Raw genomic sequence first — 25,082 nt, 5'->3', positions numbered from 1 at the left:
CGGTCATGGACGTTGGGTCGGTGAAGGCCCGTCGCCGGCGGTGAACCCGGCCACGGGCTGGAGCCGTTCCCCTCAGCTGAGGTTCCATCGCTGGTTGGAACCGCCGTTGCAGGTCCACAGTTCGGCCAAGGCGCCGTTGGCCGTGGAGGCGCCGGTGACGTCGAGGCAGAGTCCGGACTGGATGCCGGTGACGGTGCCGTCGGAGTTCAGCTGCCACTGCTGGTTGGCGCCGCCGTTGCACGGCCAGGTCACCACCTTGGCGCCGGCGGTGGTCTGGTTGTTGTACGCGTCCAGGCACAGCTGGCTGCTGCCGCTGTATACGGTCAACTGGTTGGAGGAGGTGCGCGTCCAGCTCTGGTTGGCGGCACCGCCGCAGTCCCAGATCTGCAGCTGCGTGCCGGCCGTGGTGGACGAGTTCGGCACGTCCAGGCACTTGCCCGCGCCCACCGCGTGCAGCGCGCCGGTACCCGTCCCGCCGGTCGCATTGCTGTATCCGGCCGCGGTGATGTTGGCCTGAACCGCGTTCTCGGTGGCGTCCGACGGGTAGCCGGAGGTCATCACGCCCTCGTAGAAGGTGCCTTGGGCGCCCTTGCTGTTGTCACCACCGATGCCCAGGATGATGGCGCCCTGCTTCCGCATCGGGTTGTAGCCCGCGACGTTGGGGCGCGGACCGTCGTAGAACGTGGACAGGCTGCCCGACTGCGCGTTGCCACCGCGGATCGCCCAGTGGTTCGGGCCGCCTTTGACGATGGCGGTCGTGTACCGGTAGTTGATGGTCGGGTCGTTCGCGTTGTAGTGCTGGTTCACCCCGGAGAACAGGCCGTTCTCCAGGTCGGCCATGATCCAGGGGCCGTTGCCCGCACCGTAGCCCCAGACCTTGATGTTGCCGAAGTAGATGGCCTCCATGGTGCCGTTGCCGTCGTCGTTGCTGTCCGTCTCGGCATTGCCGTAGTCGAAGCAACAGCCGCCGTTGTAGTGCGTGCCGTCGAAGATCGCGTACATGCCCTCGGGGTTGTCCCCGGTCGCGATGCCGTTGGTGTGGTTGTTGCGGTAACCCGTACCGGGCGCCACGAAGACGCCGTAGGCCTTGTGACCGCCCACCGTGGTCGGCGCGGCCGTCGCGTTCGCGAGGTTGTCGGGACCACCCGCGGCACCGCCGCCGGGCGCCTGCGTGAGGTTGTTTCCGCGACCGGACTGGTCGTAGATGATCGAGATCAGACAGGTCGTCCCCGAGCAGAATGAGTCCTGCGCGGCGGCGTCGGCGTACCCGCCCGCACTCAGGACGCCGACGTCGCGGGTGGTGTTGTCCGAGGCGCGCCTGACCTGGTAGAGCGGCCCGTTGTACGAGGCGTACAGCGCGCGTGTCGTGCTGTGAGCCGCCACACAGGGCGTTCCGCCGGCCGCGTAGAGATCACACGGTCCGGAGGTGGCGGCCCGGGCCGTCCCGGTCGTGGCCGTGACACCGGCCAGCGCGCCGACAGCGAGCACGGCCGCGGCCCCCGCCCGGGCGAAGGTTTTCGGCCGAGAGGTGCGGGAGCGCTCCCACGAACGGACAGATGCCTGGTCCGGCCCACTTCCCGGCCTTCCGCGGCGCCCTATCGCAGCGAGCAGTCGTTGGACGCCACCGCACCCGAACAGCACGTGGTGGCGTTCGGTCCCTGTGGTACCTGTCGTTCCCATCCGATCTCCCTACCGTGCCGGCGGATCCAGTCGGGTTCTGTGCTGGGAGCGCTGGCACATGCGGCAGCGCTTGAAGGTGCCGTTCTTGCAGTGGGATTGCAGAGAGGTTTCGGGGGGAGACGGTGCTCCCGATTCCGTGGGGCTGTCAAGGGTCCGGACATCCTCCGTCCGCCTCGTGCGCGGAATCGGTTCGATCGCCGATCTTCCCGGATTCCCTTCCACCGGGCCGCTCAGGCAGGTTCGGCGTGAGGGTGGACGAGCGGTGGTGCGCGCTGTCGTCGGGGCGGCGCGGCGGGTCGCGGGGGTCCGATCGACGGCCGGGCTCCGCTCACTCGGGCGCACCCCTGCAACGCTTCTGAGCAGGAGCGTGGCCGTCGAATATGGCTGACGAGGGGTCAGCGCGCACCGAATCGGCTGATGCGCTGGTCCTTCACCCGTGCGTGGGCACCGCCTTCGCTGTGCGGCGCGCCATTGACCCCATGTTCCGCCGGTCGTGGCATCCCGTCGAAGCGCTTGCGCGGAACCGATTCGATTCCGGCCTCCACGGAGGGTGTGAGACGCCGAGGGTCGTGACGGGCCCGGCAGCCCGGCGTGTTGCTCCCTGCGTACTCGTGGCGGTCGGGCGTTCAGGGTGTTCGGCTTCGGTGCGGCAGTAGGGCGCTACGGCATCCTGCGGCACTGCGGCGCAAAGATGACGAGTCCGCGGGGCGAGGCAAGCCCCTCGGTGGCAGCGACGGTGACAGTGCCTGCGGGCGACTTTGCAGGGTGCCTCCACCCGACGGCTTTCGCTGATCCCTGCCTGCTGATCGATGAAACCCTGCGCCTGCCGAAAAGCTCATCCGCCCAGTTCAGACGGCATGTCGATACTCGTGGAGGATGCCGCCGAGTCGTTGGCGTCGTTTTATGTCGAGGTGGGTAATCTGCTCCGGATCGCTGATTGGCATCGGTAAGGGGCGTAATGGGCGGGCGTTGGCGATGCCTTGATGGGGCCGGTGGGAGTTGTAGAAGTCTTCGAACTCGCGTAGCGCGTGGAGCAGGTGTCGCTGGTTCCAGATCAGGGTGCGGTCCAGCAGCTCGTGCCGGCAGGTCTGCACCCACCTTTCCATGATCGAGTTCATACGCGGCATCCGTACTCCGCTGAGTACTACCTCGATCCCTGCATCGTTGAGGACGGTGTCGAACAGGGCGGGAAACTTTCCGTCCCGGTCCCGGATCAGGAACTTGGCCCGGCAGTCGGCGTCTTCGAGGTCCATGACGAGGTTCTTCGCAACTTGTGTCACCCGGGATGCGGTGGGGTGCGCGGTGGCGCCGAGGACCCGGATCCGGCGGCTGCCGTGCTCGATCACCGCACATACGTAAAACCGCGCCCCGGACAAGGTGATCGTTTCCAGGAAGTCGCATGCCAGCAGGGCGTCGGCCTGGGAGCGCAGGAAGTCCGCCCATGTGCTCGTGGCGCGCTCGGGTGCCGGGTCGATCCCGGCTTCCTGGAGGATCTCCCAGACGGTGGAGGCTGCCACCGTAACGCCCAGAACGAGGAGTTCGCCGTGGATGCGGCGGTACCCCCAGTTGGAGTTCTCCCGGGCGAGCCGCAGCACCAGCAGCCGGATGGAGCGCGCGGTCCGCGGCCTTCCCGGACGCTTGGGCCGGGAGCGCGCAGCGTGGCGGCGTGCGACCAGATCGCGGTGCCAGCGCAGCACGGTGTCCGGACGCACCACCAGCCGTATCCTGCGCAGCACCTGCTCGGGCAGGCTGCAGCAACGCCGCCAGGAACGCGCGATCGTTCGGGGAGAACCGAACCTTCCCGCCACCGAGTTGGCGCTCCAGCACCGTGATCTGATGCCGGAGGGCGAGAATCTCCGTGTCCTTGTCCCAGTCGCTCATGGGCAGCAGGCGCAGCACGGCGAACGTGTTCGTCACGGTCAGGTAAGCCAGTCGCAGGAGCACGACCAGCCATCATGCCGGGGTGATCGCCAGTCCCGCGAGAGCACCGATTCCAGCGTCCGTGCTCGAGAACCCGCGCATCCCGCGCACCGGCTCCCACCTCGGCGGATGAGGTTTTCGGCAAGGACAAGGTCAAGTCGCTGGCTGGGATCTGGCGCATGGACCAGCTGATCGCCGAGGCATTTGTGGTTGTAAGGCCCGCCTATGCCCGGTGCCAGCTGATCTCAGCCGCGATCCTGCCAGGTGCACAAGCAGACCCGGTTGCCTTCGGGGTCGGCGAGCACCCAGAAGCTCGGCGCCTCTGCGTCGCTGACCAGGGCGCCGCCGACGGCGAGTGCGGCGTCGATACGAGACTGGACCTGTGCGGGATCCACCCACACGTCCGGGTGCCAGCGCTGACGGGGTTCCTCGCTTCCGGATGTCTGGAACCAGACGGTCGGCAGAGCGTCGGATGGGTCGCGAAGCTCGTCGCCGAAGTCGGGCCCGGATAGATGCTCCATCGCCAGTACGGCGGCCCAGAAGGGAAGGACCGACTCGGCGGTTGGGGTGTCGAGGGCGAGCTCAAGTCGGGAGACGTTCGCGGACTCCAACTGCACGCCTGCGTTAACTGCGATTGAGGAGATGGTGCGGGCCAACCGGATGTCGCGGTCGGTGACTCCGTGCTCGCTGTGGCTTGTCAGCCGTGCGTCGACATGGGTGTAGCGCAAGTTGAGGTCGGGGTGGTGGTTCATCTCCTCTGCCTCATTGCCGATGGCGTTGACGACCGAGAGTCCGGTCGCGAAGTCCCGGGTGTGGATGCGGGTCTGCAGCCCATTGAGCAGGTAGACCCACCCGTCCAGTCCGGCGTCGGCGATCTGCTGTCCGGTCAGCTTGGTCATGAGGCCATGTTCGCAGGCCGGTGCTTCGGCTGTCGATCGTGATCTTGCTGGTGGAGGCCGGTGCGGGGGCGGGTACAGCCACGGTTGATCATCGTGAGTTGTGCGGACAAACGACGAGACGGTGGCCGCAGGTCACAGCATAGATCCCGCCCGTTGGCGGGAGGCATTCGAGGTGGCCATGAGCCGGATCGCGGGCCGCTTCGCCCGGTATGAACCCCGGCTGCAGGCCGGGCGGTTGGCCTTGGGTTTGCTGTCTGACCTGCCTCGCAAGAATTGCTGGACGATCGTGGAGTGGGCCGGGGAGACCAGCCCGTACGGCATGCAGCACCTGCTGTGCCGGGCCGTCTGGGATGCCGATGCCGTCCACGATGACGTGCGTGAATACGTGGTCGAGCACCTCCATGACGAGGTCGCGGTGCTGGTCGTCGACGAGACCAGCGACGCGAAGAAGGGGACTCACGCCGTCGCTGTCCAGCGCCAGTACACCGGCACGGCCGGGGCCTGTAATTGAATAACTGTCAATCCCCTCGAATCGTGGAGACCGACTTCGGAATCGCTCTCCATATCCACAACCGGTTCAACGCGCCCCGATCGAGTGAGTCACGAACCACCACCAACCTGATGCAGCGTCAGTCAACTAGACTCCGAAAGGGCCCCGCGACCAGGGCATATGGAGAAGTGCAACTGGAGTACTAACAGCACAGGCTGACCAGGAGCGACCCCACCCGCTCGAGCTGTGTCCACTGCTCCGCAAGCTCATCAGCACGGCTCCCAAGGGCGCGAACTGGTGATGGCAGTTGGGGGCCATGACCGCCAGATGCCAACCGAAACGGATGACAGCCGGCCCTTGAACAGCGAGACTGAATATGTGGCGGCACAGTATGCCCGCCTTGTCAGCCGGACCTCTTCATGAGGGCCGAACCCCTCGTTCACACTCGCCGATTGCCTCTCCGGCATATGTTGCGCGGACAATCCTTCTGAGGTCGAAGGTGAATCACGCATCGAGTGAGCGCCTCCAATGACATTCACCATCCTGCTTCAGGCGTCCACATTCGGCTGCCGTGCGTCCCACGTCACGGCGACGGACGAGTAGGCGACCGTTGCGGAATCGGTCTCCGACGACCCGGACAACTGGGCCTGGAACTGGGGCCGTTAATTGACAGCGAGGGCACAGTGGACCCACTGCACACGGTCGTGGCCGATGAAGAGCGGGAGCAGTTGATCTGGTCGACGGGCCTGGCTGAACCGAAAGGCTGGCAGCGCGAGCGCTGCACCAGTCCGACGGGCGACGAACACGACCGCATCAGGCGCATACGGCCTGACGTGATCACGCCCCGTCCCGGACGCATTCAGCAGACCGGGCTCCGACCCGCCGCCCAAACGGCCCGCAGGACACATCTGTTACTCCCGCCGTAAATCCGCAAGGAGGCCAACCCCATGCAGTGGACCGATGTCTACGTCGACTCCTGTGCCTTTGCCCTGGGACGCAGGGAAGACACGGACGAGGCGGTTGCCGCCGGACGATACGAGCCCGAGTACCAGGTGGCCCACGGGTATCAGGCAGTGTCCGTGGCGGACGACGCCCTGGCGATGGACCTGGCCGTGACAGCGGGCCGACAGGCGCTGTCACGGTCACGGGTGCACCCGGACGACGTCAAGCTGCTGATTCACTCGTACTCCACCCCCCAGGGGCCCCCGCACATTCAGCCGGCGTCCTACATACAGGGCGAGTTGCTGCGGTCCGGCACTGCCGCGATCGAGGTGAACCAGGCCTGCAACGGCGGACTGGCCGCGCTGGAGATGGGGTCGGCATACCTCGGCGTTGCGCCGACCGGGTCCGCGATTCTTCTGACCACCGGCGAAAAGCACCCGGCGGAAGAGGGCGACCGATACCGCTCCGACCCCGGAACGATCCCGGGTGACGGCGGCACGGGTCTGATCCTCACCCGCCGCGCAGGCGTGGCCAAGCTGCTTTCCACCGCCGTCATGGGGGACGGTTCCTTCAGCGTCCCGGACACCGCGATATCCCGACCCAGGCAATATGCAACCCGCAAAGAATTCCTGGATGAGCAGCGCAGCCGGATCCTTCCGCTGCTGAAGGCCATGGCCGAACTCCAGCGCGAGTGTGCCCGCCAGGCACTCGTGGACGCAGATGTGAAACCTGTGGACATCACTCGGTGGGTCTTCGCACACGCCGGGAACTTCCTGGCCGGCCACGCGTTCCGCGAGGAAATGGGGATCCAGGACTCCGCGACGACCTGGGAATGGGGGCGTACTGTCGGTCACTTCGGGACCGGCGACCAGGTTGCTGGTCTCACATTCCTACTTGAATCGGGATCGGTTTCGATAGGGGACCGAGTGGCTTTGTTTGGGGATGGTGTCGGATTCAGCTACGGTTGCGCGATCCTGGAGATCGCCGCCGAGCCGGAGTGGCCGGTGGAATGTGACTACTGACCGGCCGGCGGAAAACGAGAAGCAGCGGGAACCCGGAAAAGCAAATCGAGAACGAATGATGGAGGCCTTGTCTCCGTTGTCCGGGCGGTCCTTCCGCCTTCTCTGGACGGGGCAGAGCATTTCCTCCGTCGGAAACACCGTGGCGGCGGTCGCCTTCGTGTTCGCGGTGCTGGAGGTCGGCGGATCGGCCGCGGACATCGGTTACATCATGGCGGCCCAGACTGTCGCCAAGGTGGTGTTCATCCTTGCCGGGGGCGTGTGGGCGGATCGGCTGCCCCGCCAGGCCATCATGCTGGCCTGTGATCTGGTGCAGGCAGGGGTTCAGATCACGTTGGCCGTACTGCTGTTGACCGGCCAGGCCGAAATCTGGCATCTGGCATGCGGGGCCGTGCTCTTCGGTATCGCGCAGGCCTTCTTCGGTCCCGCATCGACCGGCCTGCTGCCTGAAACCGTCAGCACGGACGAGCTCCAGCAGAGCAACGCCCTCATGGGTTTCTCCGGCAGTGCCTTCTCCATCGTCGGACCGGCGCTGGCCGGCGTACTCATCGTGGGACTGGGGCCGGGTGTGGTCTTCGCGGTGGACGCGCTCACCTTCGTGATCAGCGCCGTCTCGCTCTCCCTGCTCAGGCTTGCGCCGCGCCTGGTGTCGACCTCACCCTCGTTCTGGGGCGACCTGTCCACTGGTTGGCGCGAGGTAGTGATGCGTCCCTGGTACTGGATCAACCTCATCGCCCATTCACTGTGGAACTTCGCGGTCGCGGCCTTCTTCGTCCTCGGACCGGTCGTCGCGGCCGATCAGCTCGGTGGCGCGTCCTCGTGGGGACTGATCGCGTCCGGTTCGGCGGCGGGTGCCGTCATCGGCGGGCTCGTCTCTCTGCGCATCAAGCCCAAGCGGCCACTGATCGCCGGCAACCTGGCGCTGCTGCTCACGGCGTTGCCTCTGCTCGCGCTCGCAAAGCCCCTGGGGACCTGGGTCATCGTCTGCTCGACCGTACTGAGCGGCATGGGCCTGACCTTCCTCGGCGTCATCTGGACCGCCACCATGCAGGAACTGATCCCGGACGAGGTGCGCTCGCGGGTGGACTCCTACGACTGGATGCTCTCCATGGTCGTGGCACCGCTGGGCATGGCTCTGGTTGGCCCTGTGGCCGTCCGGTCGGGCACGGGGCCAACACTGGTGGGCGCCGCGCTTCTGATCGCCGTTCCCTGTGCCCTCACCGTCCTCGTCCCCGCGATCCGCGCGGTCCGGCGAGGGCCTGACGGCCGTCTCATCAGCTTGGATCGCGGCGGGGTGCCGCGATCGGGCCCGGCGGACGCCGCAGTCGTCGGTGGCGAGCCCGCAGCCGTCGACTGACCCGCACTCCCGATGTGGGTTCACCCGACGGATTGCATAGAAGGGTGCCGGTTCGGACCGCATCAGCTGCCGGACATGTCACTGGCCGACCACCCGGCTCTGGACGACCTGTTCCCGCCGGAGGGCTCCGAGGCCGCGCACGCGGCGCGCCTTTCGACCTGAAGTCCCGGGCGTATGCGGGCTCTCTTCCTCGGCCCGGTCCGGCTCGACGATGTCGCCGGCGAACCGGCGCGCCTCCGCCTCCCGCACAATTCTCGAAAGGAAGAACGATATGAGCGATGTACTGGCGGCGCCGGATGTCTCCGGGCGTACGGCATCGAATCCCTCGGATGTTTCGAAGGGAGTCACAGAACTGACCTTCTCCCTTTCATCCGCCGAACTCGCCCGCATACGTGACGCGGCGGAGCATTGTGTCACCGCCGACATCGTGGCGGATCCCGAAGAATTCACGGCGCGAGCGGTGCGGGCCGCCTCGTCCCTGTCCGCCGAACTGCTGGACGGGCTACGGATGTTCCGGCGGTACGGCAGCCCCCTCGGGGGTCTCCTGGTCCGGGGCTGCCCGGTCTTCGACATCCCGAGCACGCCGGCCGACCCGGCAGCGCTCACCGGGACCACGCTGACCGCCGCGGGCATCTTCGGAATTGTCTCGGCAGTCGTCGGCGATCAGTACGGGTTCAAGCCCGAGCTGGGCGGCACCGTCGTCCAGGACGTCGTTCCGGTACGCGGTCTCGAGCAAACGCAGCAGTCCGTCTCCAGTGCCGAGGAACTCTCCTGCCATGTGGAGAGCGCCTTCGCCGAGGATCGCCCCGACTTTGTCGCACTGCTGTGCCTGCGTGCCGATCACGACCGAGTTGCCGCGACAACGCTCAGCCCCATCGAGTCAGTCCTCCCCCTGCTCGACGCGGACACGATCGGAATTCTGCGCGAACAGAGGTTCAAGACGGCGGTCGACGCCTCCTTCCTCGATGGGATCGGCACGACGGACCCCATACAGATCGGTCCGATCCAGGTGCTCAGCGGCAGCCCGCAACGGCCACGAGTCCGTGCGGACTTCGCCGAGACCACCGGTATGGACGACGCGGCCCAGGCAGCGCTCGGAGCGCTGAAGCAGTGCGTGGACAAGGTGGCCGTCCCGGTGCTGCTCCAACCGGGAGACCTGTTGTTCGTGGACAATCACCGGGCCTTCCACGGCCGACGGCCCTACCGCGCCCACTGGGACGGCGCGGACCGCTGGCTGCTGCGCACCTCCCTGACCCGGGACCTGTCGCGCAGCGAGGACCGCAGGCCGTTCGACGGCCGCATCGTCGACACCGACTACTCGCGCGGGGACGACGTCCTGCGCGGGTGACCGCCGTCAGACCGCGGAGATTCTCCATCGTCATTTCCCGGGAGAGAATTCAACAATAGACCACGGGGCGAATTCGACAATCTCGAATCACTTCCAGAAATGCCTCCAGTGAATACTATTGACATTCTCCGGAATTGCCGCCTAGTTTATTCATTGAATTCGATCCACCGATTCAGGCAAGTCGACCGAAGGGAGATTTGAAATGTTCGACGACGAGACAGTCGACTATTTCGTGGTCGTGAACGACGAGGACCAGTACTCGATCTGGCCGGCCCAGCGGGAGCTGCCCAAGGGCTGGAGGGCCGACGGTCCGGCCAGGTCTCGCGAACATTGTCTGTCCTACATCGAGAAGACGTGGACGGACATGACGCCGAGGAGTGTCCGCGAGGCCATCGCCGTCGGCGAACGAGCCGTTCCCACAAGCCGGACAACAGTAATTCATCAACCGCCGGTGCCCAGTGCACCCGCCGCAGGAGGACGCATGATCCTTTCACAGCTTGTCGACGCCGACGAAATGATGGCGATGTCTCCCGATGAGCTCCGGGAGATGCTCATCCAGCTCGACGGCGAGATTGTCGACGGAGACGGCGAGATCCTGGCAGCCGCGAAGAAGTCCGAGCCCGCCGACGTGGAGGCCCACGCCACAACGGATGCGCCGTAACGATGTCCGCCAAGGGAGTCGGCGAGGCGGAAGCCTCGGTCACCGAGGTGGTGACGTACATCTTCGGCCGGTACCCGCATTGCGCGCGCCGGGCGGGACTGCACGAGTACGACGCCCGTCTGCCGCAGCCGGGTCCGCGGTCCCCCGCGGGTCTGACCCGCCTGCGGACCGCTGTCCTCGGCGGTCTCAAGTCCCTGCCCGGGACGGCGGATCCAGGCCTGCGGGCCGACCTGGACGCGGCCCTGAAGTTCCTGGAGGCCGAGCGGTTCGAGGTGGAACACCTCGGATGGGACCACCCGGCGCCTCCGGAACAGTTCGCCGAGGTCGACGTGTCCGTCTATCTGCGCGGACCGTACGCCCCTGTGGCGGAGCGAATGGACGCCGTCGGCAGGCATCTGGAGGCCGTACCGGAGTTCCTGCACCAAGCCCGCGAGGGACTCGGCACCACGATGGCCGCCGGAGCCAGGCTGCGCTGTCTGGAGCAGGCCGCCCATCGCACGGCAGGGCTGCGCGGCCTCACCGCGCGGCTCACTGCCGACCACCCGGAGACCGACCTGAACCGGGTCGCCGCCGCCGCGGAACCGGCCGCCGTGGCCTGCGAGGAGTACACGCGGGCCATTGCCGAGGTGACGCCGGTCGGGGGCGTCCTCGGCCCTGAGCTCCTGGGCGCCTATCTGCGGGCGACGGAGGGCGTGGAACAGCCGGTGACCGATCTCCTGGAGGAGGCCCGGGAGGAAGTCGCCTCGCTGGTCAAGGCCCTCGACAAGGTGGCCGCCCAGGTGGGCGCGGACAGCCGCGCGGAGGCCTACGGACTGCTCGCCGACCAGGTCAGTGACCGCCCGGTGGTGGACTCGGTGCGCTCCGCCATCGAGGAGGTCCAGGAGTTCTGGCGCCGCGAGGACATCATCCCGGTGTCGGTGACGACGCCGCTGGAGGTGGTCCTCGCGCCGGCGGGCGCGAGCAGTGTGGAGGTCGTCTTCGACGTCGCGGGCCCGCTCGAGAGCGTTCCGCAGTCTCACTTCCTGCACGTCCCCGACCTTCGGGGCGACGATCCCGGGAGTCTGCGGCGCCAGTACCTGAACGACCCGATGCTCGCTGTGGTCGCGTTGCACGAGACGTTCGCCGGTCATTACGTGCACACCGAGGCCGGTCTCCAGCGGCCGGGTGTCATGCGCAACTGCGTCCGGTGGTCGGCCGGCTTCCCCGAGGGCTGGTCCCATTACGCGGAGGAGCTGGCGATCGAGTTCGGGTTCGCCGACGGTCGGCCCCGGGTCCGGATCGCCCAGCTGAAGTCGGCGCTCGAAGCCGCCGTACGACTGCTGATCTACCTCTCGGTCCACATGAGGCGCTGGAGCTTCGCGGAAGCGGTGCGCCAGGCCACGGCACTATGCCTGTGGTCGCCTGACCGGGCGGTCCGCGAGGTTCTGGTCACCACCGCCCACCTGTCCACCGCCATGTACGCGCTGGGCAAGCTGCGCATCCGCGCATGGCGGCGGACGCTGGGCGACGACGTGGACCGGGCCACACTCAGGGACTTCCACGAACGCCTCCTGCAGGGCGGTTACGCGCCGCTGTCGACGGTCTGGAACCACTACCTCGACACCTGCCCGCCGAACGGAACAACAGCAAACAAGCCAGCTCTCAGCGGATTCAAGGGATAAAGGAACACACGTGACCGAGACCAGTCTGAAGCCCTCCGGCGAGACAGGCCGGAAACCGTCCGACCCCGCCCACTGGGCCACGATCGAAGCCGGCCCCTTCACCATCGGCATGGACGAACTCGAGAACGGCAAGCACGCACCGTGGTCACCCGCCCATGTGGTCGAGGTGGACGCCTTCCGCATGGCGCGCACCCCGGTGTCGGTGGGCGAGTTCGCGCGCTTCATCGAAGGGACGTCGTATGTCACGACGGCGCAGCAGGCCGGCCACAGCTGGGTCTGGATCGGCGGCGACGACATCACCACGTCGGGACAGGAAAAACTCTGGGTGCGAATCGAGGGAGCGTCGTGGGAAGCCCCGCGCGGCGCCGGATCGGACGTGGCGAACAAGGCGGATCACCCCGTCACGCACGTCAGCCACACCGACGCCCTCGCCTATTGCGCATGGTCAGGTACCCGGCTGCCGACGGAGGCGGAGTGGGAGAAGGCCGCCCGTGGCACCGACGGCCGGATCTACCCGTGGGGCGACACCCCGCCCACTCCGGACAGCTGCAATCACAGCATGCTGGTCGGCGACACCACGCCCATCGGCGCCTACCCGCAGGCGTCCGGCCCGAACGGGCTGGCCGACACCGCCGGCAACGTCTGGGAATGGACATCCTCGCCCTGGCACAAGTTCCCCTACTTGAGCAGCGCGCCGAGGGTCATCAGTACCAAGGCAGGCAGTTTCGAGCTGGGAGTGATCAGGGGCGGGTCGTTCTTCAACGACTGCACGCCCCGCTGGGTCAGCCCCACGACGCGCTGCTATTCGATGCGCGAGTACAGCTGCTTCGATCTCGGCTTCCGTGTGTGCACGTCGTGACGAATCCGAGTGCATGCGCCGCAGCCGTGGACCAGCATCTCTGGACGAAGGTGCAGTCCCTGGGCGGCCGCCTCGCCGAAACGGAGCTGGTGCGGCTGCCCCATCCCCGGGTCGCGCTGTACGCCAAGATGGAGAGCGCGAACCCGGGTGGGAGCGTGAAGGACCGGGCGGCGTACTGGATTCTTCGCGAGGCCGTGCGCCGCGGGGAGATCACGCGCCGCACCACGGTCGTAGAGTCCTCGTCCGGCAACTTCGCGCTCGCGCTGGCGCTCTTCTGCGGCTGGCTGGGCATCACGTTCATCCCGGTGCTCGACCCCAACGTCAACAAAGCGACCGAGGCCAAGCTGCGCCACCTGTGCGAACGGGTCGAGAAGGTGGAAGAGCCCGAGGGCGCCGGGGGTTTCCTGCGCAGCCGGCTGCGCAGAGTGGCGGAGCTGACCGAGGAGATCGGCTGCACGTACTGGCCCGACCAGTACGCCAACCCCGATGGTGCGCGGGGCCACTTCGAGATGACGGGCCGGGAACTCGTCGAGTCCCTCGAAAAAATCGACCACCTGTTCGTCGGAGTGGGAACGGGTGCCACGATCGCGGGGCTGTCCCAGAGAGTCACCGCAGCATCGCCGCACACCCGGGTCGTCGCGGTGGACGTTGAGGGATCGGTGATCTTCGGCGGGCCGCCCGGGCCGCGGTTCATCCCTGGCATCGGCTCCGCCATCCGGCCGCGGCTTGTGGAGCATGCGGTGATCACGGACGTGGTCACCGTATCCGAGTGGGACGAGGTGGCCGGATGCCGCGAACTCCTGCGTAAACACGCCGTGTACGCGGGCGGGTCGACGGGCTGCGTCTACGCCGCGATCAACCGGTACTTCGAGCACTACCGGGGCCCGCCGCCGACCGTCGCCTTCCTGTGCGCGGACGGCGGCGGACCCTACCGCCACACGGTCTACGACCCCGACTGGGTCGCCACGCACATCAGCTCCCCCGGACCGCTGCCTGCGGCCCCCGAGGTGGAGCTGTCCCTGCCACGCTGAAGGAGCGAAACCATGGTGACGGAAACAGCGCAGTGGACGAGCCCGCCGAACACGGAGAGCGAGTTCATCACCTGGATGAACGCTATGCGGGCCCTGGACCCGGTGCAGCGCGATCCGCACGGAGGCTGGCACATCTTCGGACACGCGGAGTGCGTGGAGGCACTGAGCAATCACGGCGCGTTCTCGAACTCCGTGGCCAAGGACGTGCCCGAGGGCTCACCGATGGAGCTCTTCCGGACCGGCAATCTGTCCTGGATAGACCCGCCGCGCCACCCGCAGCTCCGCGCCCTGGTGCGGCACGCGTTCACCGCCCGCTATGTCGCCGGCCTGCAGCCGATGGTTGTCTCGACGATCGAGCGGTTCCTCGGGCAGATCGAGGGCAAGGAGCACTTCTCGTTCATCGACGAGTACTCCTCGCCCATCGCGGAGGCCGTCATCGCGAACATGCTGGGCATCCCGGACTCCGACCGGATTCTGTTCGGGAAGTGGTCCGCGGCACTGATGTCACTGGCCGATCCCACCGTCGAACAGAACGTGCTCCGCAAGATCGTCGGCTACACACGGGACATCAAGCAGTACCTCGCGGTACTCGTTAGCAGTCGGCGCCGCGACCCCAAGGACGACTTCATCACGCGTCTGACCGCGGCGGAGGTCGACGGTGAGACGCTCGGCGACGACGAGATCATGGGGCTCGTCACCCTGCTCCTGCTCACCGGTCAGACGCCCACACTGACCTTGGCGAACGCCGTCATCTGCCTGGACCAGAACCCGGCCGCCGACAAGTTGCTGCGCGCAGACCCGAACCTGTGTGGCACGGCCCTCGACGAGGTCCTCCGTTATCGGGCCCAGACCACGCGAGTCGCCAGGCTCACCACCAGGGCTGTGACCCTCGGCCGCCACGAACTCTCCGAAGGGGACGACGTCTCCGTGTGGCTGGCCGCCGGCAACTTCGATCCCGCGAAGTTCTCCGACCCGCTGACCTTCGACCCTCTGCGCCACCCCAACCCGCATGTCGCCCTGGGATACGGGATCCACTTCTGCCTCGGGGCATCCCTGGCCCGGATGGAGAGCTCGCTCGCCATGGAGCACCTCCTGCGCAGCACGCGCGGCATCACCGTCGACCACGAGCGGTCAAAGCTCCTCGACCCCCGCATCTCCTTCGGCGCCACCACCCTGATGGTCAACGCCACTTGGTAGTGCCCTCCGCACCCGCACCAGCCGTCCCGGGAACCAGGGAGACAGAGATCCGCCATGTTCGATGACCTCAATGCCCGGATACGGGCGCACGCTGATCGGGAGCCGTCACGCACCGCGCTGACATTCGCCCCCGCGCACCTGGGGCTGCAACGAGTCGTCCTGACGTATGGCGAGGTCGTCGAGCAGTCGGAGGCGCTCGCACGCGTCCTGGCACGACGGATGGGACGTGGCGAGCGCGCGCTGCTGCTCTTTCCGGCCGCACCCGAGTTCACCGTGTCGTTCCTGGCCTGTCTGGCCGCGGGCGTGATCGCGGTTCCGGTACCCATCCCGGTCGACGAGTCCGCCCTGCGCCGCGTGGTGAACGTGGCCCGCGACTGCGGGGTCACGCAGATCGTGTCACTGTCATTCGTCCACGAGTTCGCCGCATCCGGTGCTCCGGAGATGCAGCAGCTGTGCCGGACGTACGAGTGGCTCCTGGTCGACGCCCTCGACAGTGTCGATGCCACCGCAGGCGTCGAAGACGGGACAGGCGGAACCCGTGGCCTCCCCCGTCGCATCTCCTCCGACGACATCGCGTTTCTCCAGTACACCTCAGGTTCCACCTCCAACCCGCGCGGAGTGGTGGTCACTCACAAGAACCTGATGTCGAACGAGGCGGCGATCGGCGAGGCGTTCGGGGTGCGCCCGGATTCCCGGATCGTCAGCTGGCTGCCCCTGCACCACGACATGGGGCTCATCGGCGGAATGCTCCAACCGCTGTACGCCGGGGCCACCGGTTTCGTACTCGAACCGCTGTCCTTCGTGCAGCGGCCCGCCAGTTGGCTGGAGACGGTTTCCCAGGAACGAGCCGACATCAGCGGTGGCCCGAACTTCGCCTACGACTTGTGCGCGCGGAAGGTCTCCGACGAGGAGCTGTCCGGCCTGGATCTGAGCAGTTGGCGCGTTGCCTTCAACGGAGCCGCCCAGGTCTTCCCCCGTACCCTGCGGCGGTTCGACGAGCGGTTCCGCTCGGCCGGCTTTCGACCCTCGTCCCACCTGCCCTGCTACGGCCTGGCCGAGGGCACGCTTCTCGTGGCGGGCTCCTCACCCGCCCCGACGGAGAACAAGGCATTCGCGTCCGCGTCGCTGGAGGCGGGGCGGGCCGTCGAGGTGCCGCAGGACGATCCGGACGCTCAGGAGCTGGTCGCCTACCGGCTGCTGCGGCACGCGTCCGTCCGGGTCGTCGACCCGGCCACCACCGAACCGGTCGGTGAGGGTGTCACCGGCGAGATCCTGGTGGCCGGCGACAGCAACGGCGCCGGGTACTGGGAGGACGACGCCCGCACCGCGGAAACCTTCCGGATCGCCCTCCCTGGCGAGGAGAAGCAGTATCTGCGCACCGGAGACCTCGGGTTCCTGTACAGCGGCCACCTCTATGTACAGGGCCGCTGCAAGGACTTGGTGATCCACCGCGGCCGCAATCTGTACCCGGAGGACCTGGAGGCGGACGTGTCCGTGTGCGACCCGGGCCTGCGTCCTGGCTGCTGCGCGGTCTTCGGCGTCACGAACGCGCCCGACGAGGACCTGGTCGTCTGCCAGGAGGTGCGCAGGGAGGTTCCGCCGGAAGCGTACGGAGCGATCGCGGACCGGATCCGCCGGACTCTGTCGCGCATCCACAGCGCCGCCGCCCACACCGTGCTGCTCGTACCGCCCGGTACCGTGCCCAAGACCTCCAGCGGCAAGGTCCAGCGCCAGGCGACCAAGCAGCTCTTCCTCGCCGGGGAACTCCGCCTCCTGCACTCGGACATCGAGCAGCCTGTCCCGCCGAGCGAAGCGGGTCTCGCGGCGCATCTCGCGTCGGCCGGTTACGGCCGTGTGCGGGGCGGCCCCGCCGACCGGGCCGCCACCCTGACGGAAGCGCTTCGCGACCACCTCGTCGCTCTGCTGCGGCTGCCCGAGCGGCCGAGCGGTGAGGAGTCCCTGATCGAGCTGGGCCTGGACTCCATGCAGGCGGTGCGGCTCCAGGGCGAGCTGGAGGAAGCACTCGGGGTCGCGCTGCGCCCCACCGCCCTGCTGCGTGCCGCCTCCGTCAGGGAACTCGCCGGCCTCGCGGAGGAACAGCGAGCGGCACTCCCCACCGGGCAACCGGACGCGTCCGGCCATGCCGTCGAGGCAGGCCCGGCCCAGAGCGGTGACGCGCCCTATGAACTGACGACGGCTCAGCGCTCGCTCTGGTTCCTCCAGCGGGCCTACCCCGACGGCTTCGGCTACAACGTGACCCGGGCCTTCCGGCTGACCGGCGGTATCGACCCCGGCCGACTCGCCGGCGCTGTGGCCTCCGTCGTACGCCGCCACCCCAGCCTGCGGCTCTCCGTGGGCACCGTGGACGGTGAGCCGCACGGTGTCGTCCGGGCGGACCGGGTCACGGCCCTTGAGCGCCTCGACGCCCGCACCTGGACTGCGGACCAACAGGCCGAGTGGCACCGCGAGTTCGCCACGGCCCCCTTCGACCTGCAGCACGTCCCCCTGCTGCGCGCGGCCCTGCTGAGGCGTCCGGAGGACTGGCTGCTGGTGCTGTCCCTGCACCACATCGTGTGCGACCTGTCATCCCTGGGGACCGTCGTGGACGACCTGGCCCGCGCCTACACTTGCGGCGCCGACGATGCCCCGGAGGCGATCCGCCCGGTGATGTGCGTGTCGCCCGCCGAGCGGGAACGCGCCGTCCTGAGCGAACGCGGTGACGAGCTGACCGCCTTCTGGCGCGACGAACTCGGGGGCGACCTCCCGACCCTCACCCTGCCGTCACCGGAGTGGCCTCAGACCGACCGGACAGCGGCCTCCCACACCTTCCGGGCATCCGGCGAACTGACCGCGCGGCTCACTGCGTTCGCCCGAGAAGCGGGCCTCACCCCACACAATGTCCTGCTCTCCGCCTTCCAAGTACTGCTGCACCGGTTCTCCGGCCAACCCGACCTCGTCGTCGGGGTGCCGGCGTCGACCCGGCACCGGTCGCTCGCCGACTGGGTGGGATACCTCGTCAACGTCGTCCCGGTACGCTCGCGTTACGCGGCCACGGACGGCTTCGCCGCATTCGCCGCTCGAACCCAGCAGCGGGTCCTCGACGTCATGGAGCATCAGGACCTGCCGCTGCCGGAGATCACCCGGCTGGCGAACCCGGACCGGGACAACCCTGCTGCGTCGGTGTTCAGGGCGATGTTCTCCTACTACTCGGCACCGCTGCCCGGCGGTACGGGCAGTGCCGCGGCCGTCGTACTGGGCGACCCCGGGCACTCACTCCCACTTGGCGCCGACGGCGCCGCCCTGCACGGGCACCCGGTCCCGGACTTCACCACGCAGTCCGACCTCTGCCTGAACGTCCTGGCACGGCAAGGCGCCTTCGACTTCGAGTTCCAGTACGACCCGCGGACAGTGCCAGATGATCTGGCCGACCGGATCCGTACGAGCTTCCTGACCCTGCTCGACGCCGTCGGCGCCGCTCCCGGCACCGCGGTACGCAGGCTTCCGCTGCTGAGCGCCGATGACATGCGGGAGCGGGTCGACGCAGGCCGCGGGCCGAGCGCGGAGCGGCCGGCCGACTATCTGGACGTCTTCGAAGAACTGGCCGACAGCAGGCCCGACGCTCTCGCCGTCGATGACGGAACCACCAGGCTGACCTACGCCGAACTGGACGCACGGGCGAACCACGTGGCGGCGCGGCTGCGCGCCCGGGGCGTCGGCATCGACGACAACGTGGTGGTGTGCGCCCGGCGCTCCACCGGCTACTGGGTCGCAGTCCTCGGCATCCACAAGGCCAGCGGCTGCTACGTCCCCATCAGCCCCACCGAATCGCCCCGTCGCGCCGCCGACATGGCCGCCGCCGTGGACCCTGTGGCCGCAATCGCCGACGAGCGTTCGCACGGGCTCCTCGCCGACGCCCTGACCGCCTTCCGCCCGGAGAGGGCGCCGGATCCGCTGGACCTTGCCGAGCTGACCGCAGGGAGCAGCAAGAAGCGAGCTGCACGGATCCGTCCCGCGCACGGCGCCTCGTACATCGTGTACACCTCTGGATCCACGGGTGCGCCGAAGCCGATCGTCGCGACCAACGACGGCGTGCACAACCACCTGTGGCAGATGATCGAGCACTTCGGGCTCGGTCCGGAGGACTGCGTCGGCCAGACCGCTCCGGTGACCGTCGACCTGACGATCTGGCAGTTCATGGCGCCCCTCTTGGTCGGCGGAAGTGCCCGGATCATTCCGGAACCCGTCTCGCTGTCCCCGCGCGCGCTGCTCGGCGCCACCCTCGACGGCGGGGTCACCGTCCTCGAACTCGTTCCGTCCGCCATCGCCGCGCTGCTCGACGCGGGGCTCGCCGACGACTTCGGCCGACTGCGTGCCATGGTCGCCACCGGTGACCCGCTCACGGCCGAACTTCCGCCGCGCTGGGGCCGGGAGATGCCGGCCGTACCGCTGTACAACGCCTACGGCTCGACCGAGTGCACCGACGATGTGAGCATCGCGCTGAGCGCACACGGGGCGCGAGTGCCTCCGGTGACCATAGGCCGGCCACTCGCCAACTCCACCATGCTGGTCCTCGACGACGACCTGAACCCCGTGCCGGTCGGCGTCGTGGGATCCCTCTACGCCGGTGGCCGCGGCGTGACGCGGGGCTACCGCGGCAATCCGCGCCGGACGGCAGCGGCATTCGTACCGGACCCCTGGTCCGCGACGCCCGGTGCCAGGCTCTACCGCACAGGCGATCTCACCCGGGTGACGTCCTCGGGGGACGTAGAGTTCCACGGCCGTAACGACGGGCAGGTCAAGATCCGTGGACTGCGGGTCGACATCCTGCAGGCCGAGGCGGCGCTACGTGACTGTGAACAGGTCGTCGACGGCGCCGTGCAGGTCACCGGCGGCAGGACGGGAGAGTTCCTCGTCGCCCACGTGGTCCTGCGCGACCGGCTCACAGAGGTACCCACTGTTCTTGACGCGTCCGAGGACCGGCTGCTGCGTGCCTCCCTCGAGGATCGGTTGCCTCGGCACATGGTGCCCACCGTGCTCGTGGAGGTGCCCGAGTTGCCCCGCACCGGTACCGGCAAGATCGACTACCGGTCACTCGAATACAGTGGACCCCTTCCGTCCGCCGACGACGGGGCCGAGTGGCTCGACGACCCGGTCGCCTCGGTCGTGCGGGCGGCGTGGGCCGATGTGCTCGGTACACCGGACGTGTCCTGGAATGACAGCTTCTTCCAGCTCGGCGGCCACTCCCTGCTCGCCGTCGGCATGGTGGACCGGGTGTCCCAGGCGCTCGACGTCGAGCTGGAGATCGGCACGGTGTTCAGCCATCCCCGGCTGTGCGACTTCGTGACCGCCGTTCGGCATGCCGAGCCGACCGCGCTCGCGGGTGGCGCCCGTAACGCCTACGCCTCGCCCGACGAGCCCGTGCCGGCGAGCGCCGCGCAGCAGCGCTTCTGGTTTCTGCGCGAGATGGACCCGGACAGCTCCACCTACAGCATGCCGGGCGTGCTGCGGCTGCGCGGCGACCTGGACGAGGCCGCGATGGAGGCCGCACTGCGCGAGGTGCTGGCCCGCCACCGCGTCCTGCTGGCCCGGTTCTCCTCGGCGGACGGCGTGCTGCGGTGGACTGCCGCGGCCCCGGAGGCGTTCGAGCTGCCTCGGCTCGACGTGCGCGGTGCGGTGGCGGAGTTCGGTGACATGGTCTTCGACCGGATGGTGGCCGAAGAAGCGGCACGGCCGGTCGACCTGCGCCGGGAGTTCCCCTTCCGGGCCGTCCTCGCCCGCCTCGGCGCGCAGGAGTGGCGCCTGCTCGTCACCATCGACCACATCGCGTGCGACGGCTGGTCGCTGTCGGTCTTCCTGGAAGATCTGGCCGCCTGCTACAACCGTTGGCTGCGCGAGCCGGACGCACCGGCCCGGGACATGGCACAGTTCTCCTTCGCGGACTACTGCCACGAGGAACAGGGCTACCTGGAACGCCGTGACCCCGACGAGACCGCCCGTACGTGGAGCGGCCTCGGGGACGGGCCCGTGGTGCTTTCACCGCTCGTGTCCCGGGCTGAGCAAGGCGCACCGGCCGCGTCCGCCGCGACGCGGGCGGGGCGGTACGCCGACCCGATCGACGACGCCCTCGCCGAGAAGATCCGCGCTACCGCTCGCCGTACCGGAACCACCCCCTACATGGTTTTCGCGACAGCGCTGTCCGCGCTGACCGTGCTGTCGAACCCGGGCGGGGCCGGCCGGCAGTCCGTCCTGCTGGGCATGGTCGTCGCCCAGCGCGACCGGCCGGAGTGGCGGCGTGTGGTGGGGCCCCTGCTGAACGTATCGGTCCTCGCCGTGGACCTTTCGCCCGCGGACACTGCCGACGAGGCACTCCAGCGCACACGGGAGGGAGCGCTGCGCGCCTACCGGGCCTGCCGCGTGCCCTTCCAGGAGATCGCGTCCTGCCTGCCGACTGCGCCCCACGGCGACGGATCTCCGTTCGAGGTGATGCTCGTGATGCAGCCGTCCGCCGCAGAAACCGGCGGATTCGAGGGACTGACGACCGACCTCCAGGAGGCCGGCACCGGCGAAGCCCCCTATCCGCTGACGATCGACATCGAAGCGCACGGCGACGGCTACCGCCTGGCCTACCGCTACGCGGCCGAACGGTATGCGCCGTCCGACGTGGAGGATCTCGCCGCGCACCTGCGCGAGGCGCTCCACTCCATCGCCGCCGCCCCCGGCTCCCGCATCGAGGAACTGCTCACGCGCGCCCACGCACCCCTGGCCGAGAGGACCTGAGTTTCATGCGGGAACAAAAGACACCCGTGGCGCGACACATCCGTCCCACCACACCAGTGACCGCCGTCCAGGACGTCCTTGCGTTGTTCGACGCCCAGTGCGCACGGCGCCCGGACGCGGTCGCCGTCCAGGACCACACCACCCGGATCACCTACGCACAGCTCGACGCACAATCCCGCGGACACGCAGCCGCGCTCCGGGACCACGGAGCGGCCCCCGAGACCGTCGTCGCGGTCATCGCCGACCGCAGCGCGGGCTACGTGGCAATGCTGCTCGGAGTGCTGCGTGCCCGCGCCGCCTTCGTACCCGTCGAACCGGCCACGCCGCTGCGCCGGGCACAGCAGATGTGCCGGGGGGCAGGACCCCGCGTGCTCTTCGTCCAGCAGACTCACCGGGCGTTCGCCGCGGAGATCGCGGCCGGGTTCAGGGGCCCAGGGGCACCCGACATCTGTGTGGCGGAGCAGGAGGCCGGGACGGAGGCCGCCGTATCGCCCGGCACACCGGCGCCCGGCGAACGGCACCCGGACGGACTTGCCTACGTCATCTTCACCTCGGGCTCCACGGGGGTGCCCAAGGGCGCGATGGTCACGCTCGGCGGGATGGCGAACCACTCCGCAGCCAAGGTGCTGGACCTCGGCCTGGGCCCCGAGGACGTCGTCGGCTTCACCGCGCCGCTGTCCTTCGACATCTCCGTCTGGCAGGCGCTCACCGCGCTGACCGTCGGTGCCCGTGTCTGCATTGCGACACCCGGTGATCTGGCCGAACCGGGGCCACTGGCCCAGTGGGTGGAACGCCACGCGATCACCGTCCTCGAAATCGTGCCGTCCTTCCTCGCGGTGGTTCTCGACCAGATGGAGGACGACGAGCGGACCGGCAAGGGGTTGAGCTCGCTGCGCATGCTCATCGCGACCGGGGAGGCATTGCCCGGCCCCCTGGGGCTGCGCTGGCACCGCCGCGGTCCGGGCGCGAGCCTGCTGAACGCCTACGGGCCCACAGAGTGCTCCGACGACGTCACCCATCACCTCGTCACCGAGGCCGACTGCGTGGCCGAGGCCTGGCCCGCGATCGGGCGGGAGATCATCAACACCCGGGTCCACGTCGTCGACGGCCAGGGCCGGCATCAGCGGCCGGGTGTGCGGGGCGACCTGTGGGTCGGCGGGGCCGCTGTCGGCCGGGGGTACATCGCGGACCCGGTGGGCACCGCCCTGGTCTTTGTCCCCGACCACCTGTCGGTGGTGCCCGGCTCCCGTCTGTACCGGACAGGTGATCATGGCGACCGGACTGCCGACGGCGTCGTCCGCTACGCGGGGCGCGGAGACCGGCAGGTCAAGGTGCGCGGCCATCGCATCGAACTGGGCGATGCCGAGTCGGAGTTGCTGCGCCTCGCCGAGGTCTCGGCCGCCGGCTGTGTCCTCGTGGCGAACCGGCTCCGTGCCTTCGTGACCCTGCGGGCCGGGACGACGGCTGAGCCGGCCGGTCTCCTGGAGCGGGTGCGGCAGGTCGCGCCGCGCTGGCTCGTCCCCCACGAACTGACCGTCCTGGACCGCATGCCGACCGGCACCAGCGGCAAAGCGGACCTGAAGGCCCTGGCCCGGCTCCCGCAGGCAGCGGCGGCCGGGGCACACGGCGCGGACCCGGCATGCCCCGGCGGCACGGCCGGTACGGACGTCGCTGGGCCCGGCGGCGGGGAGGACACCCGCCTCGCCGCGGTCTGCGCCACGGTGGCCGAAGTCCTCGGCGTCCCCGCGGTGGACCCCGACGGCGACTTCTTCGGCGCCGGAGGCGACTCGCTGCTCGCCATGGCCGTCGTGTCGCTTGCCCGCAAGCGGTTCGACGCCGGAGGCGCCTCGCTGCGCGGCTTCCTCGGCACGCCGACCCCCCGCGGCCTGCTCGCCGCGCTCCAGGCCGCCGAGGTGCAGCCACCCGCTGTCGCGCCATCGCGGGACGCGAAGGATCTCTCGTCGGGCCAGGAGCGGTTGTGGTTCCTGGAGCAGTTGCATCCCCAGCGGCCTCCGTTGCTCCTGCGCCTCTCCCTCACACTCAACGGGCCGCTCGACCTGCGGGCACTTCAGCACGCGCTGAATGCCACGGCCCAGCGCCACGAGCCGCTGCGTACCATCTTCTCCAGCGAGCGCGGCCTGCCCGTCGCCACGGTTCGGCCGCACGCCGAGGTGCCGCTGGAAGTCGTCCGTGCCTCCGGCACAGCCGCCGACGGCCGCATCCCGCGGTCCGGCCTGTCCGTCCGCACCGTCGAGCCGCCCCTGATGGAAGCCCGGCTCACCGAACAGGCACCGGACCAGCACGTGCTCGGCCTTGTCCTGCACCACCTGGTCGCCGACGGCTGGTCGCTCCGCGCCCTCGGGCACGAGATCTGCACGTACTACGAGCGATGGACCCGGGGCCGGACCGAGGTGCCACTGCCGCAGTCCGCCTACAGCGACTACGTCGGCGCGGAACGCCAGTGGCTCGCCGGCCCGGAGGGCAAGGCGGCCGAGGCCCACTGGGCCCGCAGGCTGGCCGGCGCGCCCCCGGTCATTGCCCTGCCGCTGGACCGGCCCCGGCCGGACAGCCCCGACTTCACGGCCGCCAACGTCGTGCACCAGCTGACCGAGGAGGAGACCAGGGCCGTGGCCGCGCTGGCCCGGAGCCTGAAGGCCACGCCGTTCATGGTCGTCGTCGCCGCGCTGTACGCCGTGCTGCGCGACCTCACGGGCTCCGGCGACCTTGTCATCGGGATCGACTCGGCCAACCGGTCGTGGCCGGGCAGCGAGGACCTCATCGGCACCTTCGTCAACCAGCTGCCGCTTCGGCTCACGGCACCGGCGCCGGACCCGGTCTTCGGCGAACTGGTGCAGCTCGTGCGTCGGGAGAGCCTGAGTGCGTACGAACACGACCGGCTGCCCTTCCACAAGATCGTGGCCGTGGCGAACCCGCCCCGCCGGGCGGGCCACTTCCCGCTCTTCCAGGTCAAGGCGACTCAGCAGGGGCTGTGGGGCAAGGGACTGTCGCTGCCCGGCGTCGAGGTCGTGCCGGGCGAGATCGCGGAACCGGCGACGGACCTCGATCTGATGCTCGACGTCTCCGGGGAGGACGGCCGTCTGCGTCTTGAGCTGGTCTACCGGACCGAACTGCTCGACGCATCGACTGCGGCGGCCTGGAGCGCCGCCATAGGCCGGATCCTGCGCACCGGCACAACCAGAGAGAAGTGACGTCAGTGACGAGCGACATCAAAGCGAGGACG

11 protein-coding genes and 3 pseudogenes are annotated in these 25,082 nt (G+C 68.8%); 11 read left to right on the top strand and 3 right to left on the bottom strand.

Annotation, left to right across the window (positions count from 1 at the left end; genetic code table 11):
- Positions 1-72 precede the first annotated feature (72 nt).
- From G3I56_RS31615 to G3I56_RS31605, 3 genes and pseudogenes are all read right to left on the bottom strand, one after another.
- Positions 73-1,488, bottom strand: coding sequence for an arabinofuranosidase catalytic domain-containing protein (locus G3I56_RS31615; protein WP_164414976.1), 1,416 nt, complete (start codon positions 1,486-1,488; stop codon positions 73-75).
- Positions 1,489-2,528: 1,040 nt separating this feature from the next.
- Positions 2,529-3,624, bottom strand: a pseudogene (locus tag G3I56_RS31610) (integrase core domain-containing protein).
- 221 nt (positions 3,625-3,845) lie between these two features.
- Positions 3,846-4,499 carry a 4a-hydroxytetrahydrobiopterin dehydratase gene (locus tag G3I56_RS31605; protein ID WP_164414974.1) on the bottom strand — a complete coding sequence of 218 codons (654 nt, stop codon included), beginning with the start codon at positions 4,497-4,499 and terminating at the stop codon, positions 3,846-3,848.
- A 178-nt stretch (positions 4,500-4,677) separates the two neighbouring features.
- Here G3I56_RS31605 and G3I56_RS31600 point away from each other — a divergent pair.
- The 11 genes and pseudogenes from G3I56_RS31600 to G3I56_RS31550 all read left to right on the top strand — a co-directional run.
- A pseudogene (locus G3I56_RS31600) lies at positions 4,678-4,998 on the top strand (transposase); the annotation flags it as partial.
- A 938-nt stretch (positions 4,999-5,936) separates the two neighbouring features.
- Positions 5,937-6,953 carry a ketoacyl-ACP synthase III family protein gene (locus G3I56_RS31595; protein WP_164414971.1) on the top strand — a complete coding sequence of 339 codons (1,017 nt, stop codon included), beginning with the start codon at positions 5,937-5,939 and terminating at the stop codon, positions 6,951-6,953.
- Positions 6,954-7,020: 67 nt separating this feature from the next.
- Complete coding sequence (locus tag G3I56_RS31590) at positions 7,021-8,307, top strand: MFS transporter (protein WP_164414969.1); 1,287 nt, start codon at positions 7,021-7,023, stop codon at positions 8,305-8,307.
- Between the two features lie 271 nt (positions 8,308-8,578).
- Positions 8,579-9,655 carry a TauD/TfdA family dioxygenase gene (locus G3I56_RS31585; RefSeq protein WP_164414967.1) on the top strand — a complete coding sequence of 359 codons (1,077 nt, stop codon included), beginning with the start codon at positions 8,579-8,581 and terminating at the stop codon, positions 9,653-9,655.
- A 202-nt stretch (positions 9,656-9,857) separates the two neighbouring features.
- Positions 9,858-10,043 (top strand): annotated as a pseudogene (locus tag G3I56_RS44230) (MbtH family protein); the annotation flags it as partial.
- Between the two features lie 275 nt (positions 10,044-10,318).
- Positions 10,319-11,977 carry a DUF885 family protein gene (locus G3I56_RS31575; RefSeq protein ID WP_164414963.1) on the top strand — a complete coding sequence of 553 codons (1,659 nt, stop codon included), beginning with the start codon at positions 10,319-10,321 and terminating at the stop codon, positions 11,975-11,977.
- A gap of 10 nt (positions 11,978-11,987) precedes the next feature.
- Positions 11,988-12,836 carry an SUMF1/EgtB/PvdO family nonheme iron enzyme gene (locus G3I56_RS31570; protein WP_164414961.1) on the top strand — a complete coding sequence of 283 codons (849 nt, stop codon included), beginning with the start codon at positions 11,988-11,990 and terminating at the stop codon, positions 12,834-12,836.
- Positions 12,837-12,862: 26 nt separating this feature from the next.
- Positions 12,863-13,867, top strand: a complete 1,005-nt coding sequence (sbnA, locus tag G3I56_RS31565) for a 2,3-diaminopropionate biosynthesis protein SbnA (RefSeq protein WP_164414959.1) — start codon at positions 12,863-12,865, stop codon at positions 13,865-13,867.
- Positions 13,868-13,879: 12 nt separating this feature from the next.
- Positions 13,880-15,064 (top strand): cytochrome P450, encoded by a 1,185-nt coding sequence (locus tag G3I56_RS31560; protein ID WP_164414957.1) that lies wholly within the window; start codon positions 13,880-13,882, stop codon positions 15,062-15,064.
- Between the two features lie 54 nt (positions 15,065-15,118).
- The gene (locus G3I56_RS31555; RefSeq protein ID WP_164414955.1) at positions 15,119-21,841 is read left to right on the top strand and encodes a non-ribosomal peptide synthetase; all 6,723 of its coding nucleotides are present in this window, start codon (positions 15,119-15,121) and stop codon (positions 21,839-21,841) included.
- Positions 21,842-21,867: 26 nt separating this feature from the next.
- On the top strand, positions 21,868-25,050 hold the full coding sequence (locus G3I56_RS31550; RefSeq protein WP_164414953.1) for a non-ribosomal peptide synthetase: 3,183 nt from the start codon (positions 21,868-21,870) through the stop codon (positions 25,048-25,050).
- The last annotated feature ends 32 nt before the right edge of the window (positions 25,051-25,082 follow it).

Origin of the sequence: Streptomyces sp. SID12488, from assembly GCF_010548275.1 — a bacterium.
In the GTDB taxonomy this organism is placed as follows: domain Bacteria; phylum Actinomycetota; class Actinomycetes; order Streptomycetales; family Streptomycetaceae; genus Streptomyces.
This window is presented reverse-complemented; position numbering and strand designations above follow the sequence as displayed.